We start from the raw sequence: 3,507 nt of genomic DNA, 5'->3' as shown, positions 1-3,507 counted from the left end.
TACTGATACTTGATTTTGCCAATTTAGGGTTTTTAATTGCTTTAATATGTTCATTCAATCTTCCTCTTGACACGCTTTTCTTTCTTGTTCTATTTTCTTGTTAAATCGCTTGACATCGGCAATAGCTAAATTTGCGAAAAACTCTACTGATTTTTCACCCGACACTATTTCTTGACAATTATCTTGATAGAGTATTTTGAATAGTTCAAATGCTTGTCTTCGCTCTTCTTCCTCTGCTGCTGCTTTTTTGGCAGTCTGTGTTGGAAGTACAATGTCTCCTAAAATGCTTACAAAGTTGTCAAAATTATTAACTATTAACCTACTAATTTCTGATGAGTTAATAGCTTTTTGTATGGCTTTAGCTATAACGGTTTCTGCTTTAAAAGTGTATGGTTTGATTTTAATTTTCATCTTTTTCTGGGTTTTCGATAATTTGCTCAATATTGTGTAGTCTGTGTTTTTTTGTTGTGATGCAATATTCGTCGCATTTATTAACTATTTTGATGGCTTGTTTTATCATCTTCTCTATGTCTTTTTCAGAAGATTTTGAGGAAGGTTGATAGCTTTTTTCGAGGATGATTTTAAATACTTCAAAAACTCTATTTTCTCTGCTGCTTAGTTTGTCTAAAAGGTCGAGCAATTCAAAGCTATTTTTTCTGATATCTCTTAAGGTGCTATCGATATCTTTGACTCCTTCTCTTATTGCATCTTCCATGCCGTCAAATGATGCCTCTGTTGGTTCTATTTCTATTCGTTCCATTTGATTAATTGTTGATTAGTTGAACTGAATTTTTCCATGAAAAAATCCGACGGTATTAACTACCGTCGGAAGTTTATTCTGCGGGTTTTAACAGTGCTAAAAGTTTCTGAGTCTCTTCTCTGATACTTTGCTGTTCCTTTTTAAATTCAGCGATGAAATCATCACTTTCTTCTTTCCTTTTTGTTAGCCGATCATTATGATTGCAAGCATACTTAAGCATCCTTGCATCCTGTTCATCTAACCGGCGACAAATTCCCCCAATAAGTTCCACTGCTCCTTCGTAAGTGAAAACTTCCTTGGCTGTATCAGGTTTTTTCTGATCAATTGTTCGAGTACATCGCTTCGACTGAGTTTTGTCCCATCCCTCTCCCTGTCCAGAGCTGTCAAGCAAGTTTGGGTCAGACTCACTGAAGTCGAGAGTTTCAACTCTCCATAAACTGCTTTTCTTGGCATTTTCTTTGTCCATTTTATTCCTTATTAAGATATTACTCTTTTTCTCTGTAAATATCCTAGCAAGGTATTGCAAAAAATAAAATACCTTGCTAAAGTATTTATATTCTAGAGGAAAAAGGAGGAGACACCTAACGGATATTTAGAACTGCAAAAGCATGACATAAGGACTTCTTAGCCGTTCAAGCTGACTTAAAAATTTCTGAATTACTTAATTTATATCCATCTGCCAGGGGCTTACTTCTTGCCAAGTCAGCCCCTTACCTAGAAAACAAAATGTTGCCCTGTCAAATTCAGCAATATCTTCTATTAATCCAAAGTGTTGGAATAAGAGCGGCCAATCGATACCGCAAATTAGTTGAATCGGCCACTTATCGCGATCGCGATAATCCTTTGGGGCCAACTGAAAGGCGATCGCGCATTGTTGATTAATTGAGTGATTTTCCATGAAAAAATCCGACGGTATTAACTACCACCGGACACTTATTATTCATTGTGATGCTGGGGCGAACCCTCTAATATTTCTTGCCTGATTGCAGCAAGTTCTCGCTTGAAATCTTGGGTGAACTCTTTACTTTCGTCTAGCCTTTTTTCTAATCTGTCCCGATGCGCCCCTACATATCGGTCCAAGGCTTTTTCTAGAAGCTCCAGTCGGTCGATTAGTTTTTTGAGATGGCCTCCTCCTCCGTCAATGGTGGCGGTTGTGGGGGTGGCTGCATTTTCTCTCTCACTAATTGCTCCAAAACTTCGCTTCGACTTAAGTCTTTCTGTTTCTTCAGTTTGTCTAGAAAGTTCATGCAAGCTGGGGTCAGCTTTATAGTTGTCTGAGCTTTTGTCTCTCCATATTTCTGATGTACTGTTTTCGGCATCTGCTATTGAATTGAGGTTCATTGCATTACTATCTTACCTTGGTTTTCTCTTAAAGATTGCAGTTCAATGTTGACATTCTATCGACATTGAACTACTATGTCAATCATAAGCCAAAGAAAAAGGGGAGGTTAACAGGAGAATCTAACCAACAAAAGCATGAAATAACGACTTCTTAGCCGTTCAAGCTGACTTAAAAATTTCTGAATTACTTAATTTATATCCATCTGCCAGGGGCTTACTTCTTGCCAAGTCAGCCCCTTACCTAGAAAACAAAATGTTGCCCTGTCAAATTCAGCAATATCTTCTATTAATCCAAAGTGTTGGAATAAGAGCGGCCAATCGATACCGCAAATTAGTTGAATCGGCCACTTATCGCGATCGCGATAATCCTTTGGGGCCAACTGAAAGGCGATCGCGCATTGTTGATTAATTGAGTGATTTTCCATGAAAAAATCCGACGGTATTAACTACCACCGGACACTTATTATTCATTGTGATGCTGGGGCGACCCTAATACTTCTTGCTCTAGTGCAGCAAGTCTTTCTTCAAATATTTGAGTGAACTGTTTGTTTTCGTCTAGCCTTTGTTCAAGTCTGCCACGATGCGCCCCTACATATTCATAGAAAGCCTCTTTTAACAGTTCCAACTGGCTCGCTAGTTTTTTAGTATGGCCTCCTTCTCTGTTAATGGTGGTGGATACATTTTCTCTCTCAGTATTTGTTCCAAAGCTTCGGAACGACTGATTTTCGGTCCCATCCTGTTCTTTTGTTGTTCTATATATTCCAGGACTACAGGGGTCAGAGCTACCGATATTTTCTCTTTGGCTACTCCATGGAAGTTGTTTGCTACTTTTGGCATTGTCCAGCTCTTCTTGTTTTCCTACCATGATACATTAGCCTTGAAAAAATGTTTTCCTACTACGTTGACATTATAGATATCGTTTTGCTACTATGTCAATCATAAGCCAAAGAAAAGGGGGAGGTTAACAGGAGAATCTAACCAACAAAAGCATGAAATAACGACTTCTTAGCCGTTCAAGCTGACTTAAAAATTTCTGAATTACTTAATTTATATCCATCTGCCAGGGGCTTACTTCTTGCCAAGTCAGCCCCTTACCTAGACAAAATGTAAAGGCGACACCAGTTTGACAAACGCCCAGATTTCAAAGAGAGGTATTAATGACTAGAACAGAAATAGATTACTTAATATCCAAAATCAAAGAAGAACTACTGAAAGTCCTTGAAGATGAGATTAGCGTGGATATTTCCGGTCGTTACTTTGCACAAGCGATAGGAGTGTATATCAAACAGGCAATTTACGACAACAAGATTGATTCGCGTCATCTTATAGTTGATATTTACAAAGAATTGGCTGTGGAAATTTGGCAGTCTGAGCAAGACTTAACATCTGAAGAAATCAAAATTCAA

8 protein-coding genes are annotated in these 3,507 nt (G+C 38.1%); 1 reads left to right on the top strand and 7 read right to left on the bottom strand.

The window, feature by feature from the left end; all coding sequences use genetic code 11:
- Window positions 1–54: 54 nt before the first annotated feature.
- From AC3DU7_RS28895 to AC3DU7_RS28865, 7 genes are all read right to left on the bottom strand, one after another.
- Complete coding sequence (locus AC3DU7_RS28895; RefSeq protein WP_488042702.1) at window positions 55–411, bottom strand: hypothetical protein; 357 nt, start codon at window positions 409–411, stop codon at window positions 55–57.
- On the bottom strand, window positions 401–760 hold the full coding sequence (locus tag AC3DU7_RS28890) for a hypothetical protein (protein ID WP_488042701.1): 360 nt from the start codon (window positions 758–760) through the stop codon (window positions 401–403). Before AC3DU7_RS28890 ends, AC3DU7_RS28895 begins: the two co-directional genes overlap by 11 nt.
- Before the next feature lie 73 nt (window positions 761–833).
- Window positions 834–1,226: a hypothetical protein gene (locus AC3DU7_RS28885; RefSeq protein ID WP_488042700.1), complete on the bottom strand. Its 393-nt coding sequence runs from the start codon at window positions 1,224–1,226 to the stop codon at window positions 834–836.
- A gap of 195 nt (window positions 1,227–1,421) precedes the next feature.
- A complete protein-coding gene (locus AC3DU7_RS28880) occupies window positions 1,422–1,658 on the bottom strand; it encodes a hypothetical protein (RefSeq protein ID WP_488042698.1) in 237 nt (78 codons plus the stop codon).
- 38 nt (window positions 1,659–1,696) lie between these two features.
- On the bottom strand, window positions 1,697–2,101 hold the full coding sequence (locus tag AC3DU7_RS28875; protein WP_488042699.1) for a hypothetical protein: 405 nt from the start codon (window positions 2,099–2,101) through the stop codon (window positions 1,697–1,699).
- Between the two features lie 188 nt (window positions 2,102–2,289).
- Window positions 2,290–2,526, bottom strand: a complete 237-nt coding sequence (locus AC3DU7_RS28870; RefSeq protein WP_488042698.1) for a hypothetical protein — start codon at window positions 2,524–2,526, stop codon at window positions 2,290–2,292.
- A gap of 38 nt (window positions 2,527–2,564) precedes the next feature.
- Window positions 2,565–2,966, bottom strand: coding sequence for a hypothetical protein (locus AC3DU7_RS28865; protein WP_488042697.1), 402 nt, complete (start codon window positions 2,964–2,966; stop codon window positions 2,565–2,567).
- A 292-nt stretch (window positions 2,967–3,258) separates the two neighbouring features.
- On the opposite strand from AC3DU7_RS28865, the gene AC3DU7_RS28860 reads away from it, so the two are divergent.
- A partial coding sequence (locus tag AC3DU7_RS28860; RefSeq protein ID WP_488042696.1) for a hypothetical protein occupies window positions 3,259–3,507 on the top strand: 249 nt, incomplete at its 3' end.

This window comes from Okeania sp. (assembly GCF_983059655.1).
The sequence above is the reverse complement of the archived record's forward strand: the minus strand, read 5'-3'. Positions and strand labels throughout refer to the sequence as shown.

Bases quoted from the DNA above. Each gene is read 5' to 3' on its own strand.
- AC3DU7_RS28895 (WP_488042702.1), bottom strand. From the start codon at position 411: ATGAAAATTAAAATCAAACCATACACTTTTAAAGCAGAAACCGTTATA.
- AC3DU7_RS28890 (WP_488042701.1), bottom strand. From the start codon at position 760: ATGGAACGAATAGAAATAGAACCAACAGAGGCATCATTTGACGGCATG.
- AC3DU7_RS28885 (WP_488042700.1), bottom strand. From the start codon at position 1,226: ATGGACAAAGAAAATGCCAAGAAAAGCAGTTTATGGAGAGTTGAAACT.
- AC3DU7_RS28880 (WP_488042698.1), bottom strand. From the start codon at position 1,658: ATGGAAAATCACTCAATTAATCAACAATGCGCGATCGCCTTTCAGTTG.
- AC3DU7_RS28875 (WP_488042699.1), bottom strand. From the start codon at position 2,101: ATGAACCTCAATTCAATAGCAGATGCCGAAAACAGTACATCAGAAATA.
- AC3DU7_RS28870 (WP_488042698.1), bottom strand. From the start codon at position 2,526: ATGGAAAATCACTCAATTAATCAACAATGCGCGATCGCCTTTCAGTTG.
- AC3DU7_RS28865 (WP_488042697.1), bottom strand. From the start codon at position 2,966: ATGGTAGGAAAACAAGAAGAGCTGGACAATGCCAAAAGTAGCAAACAA.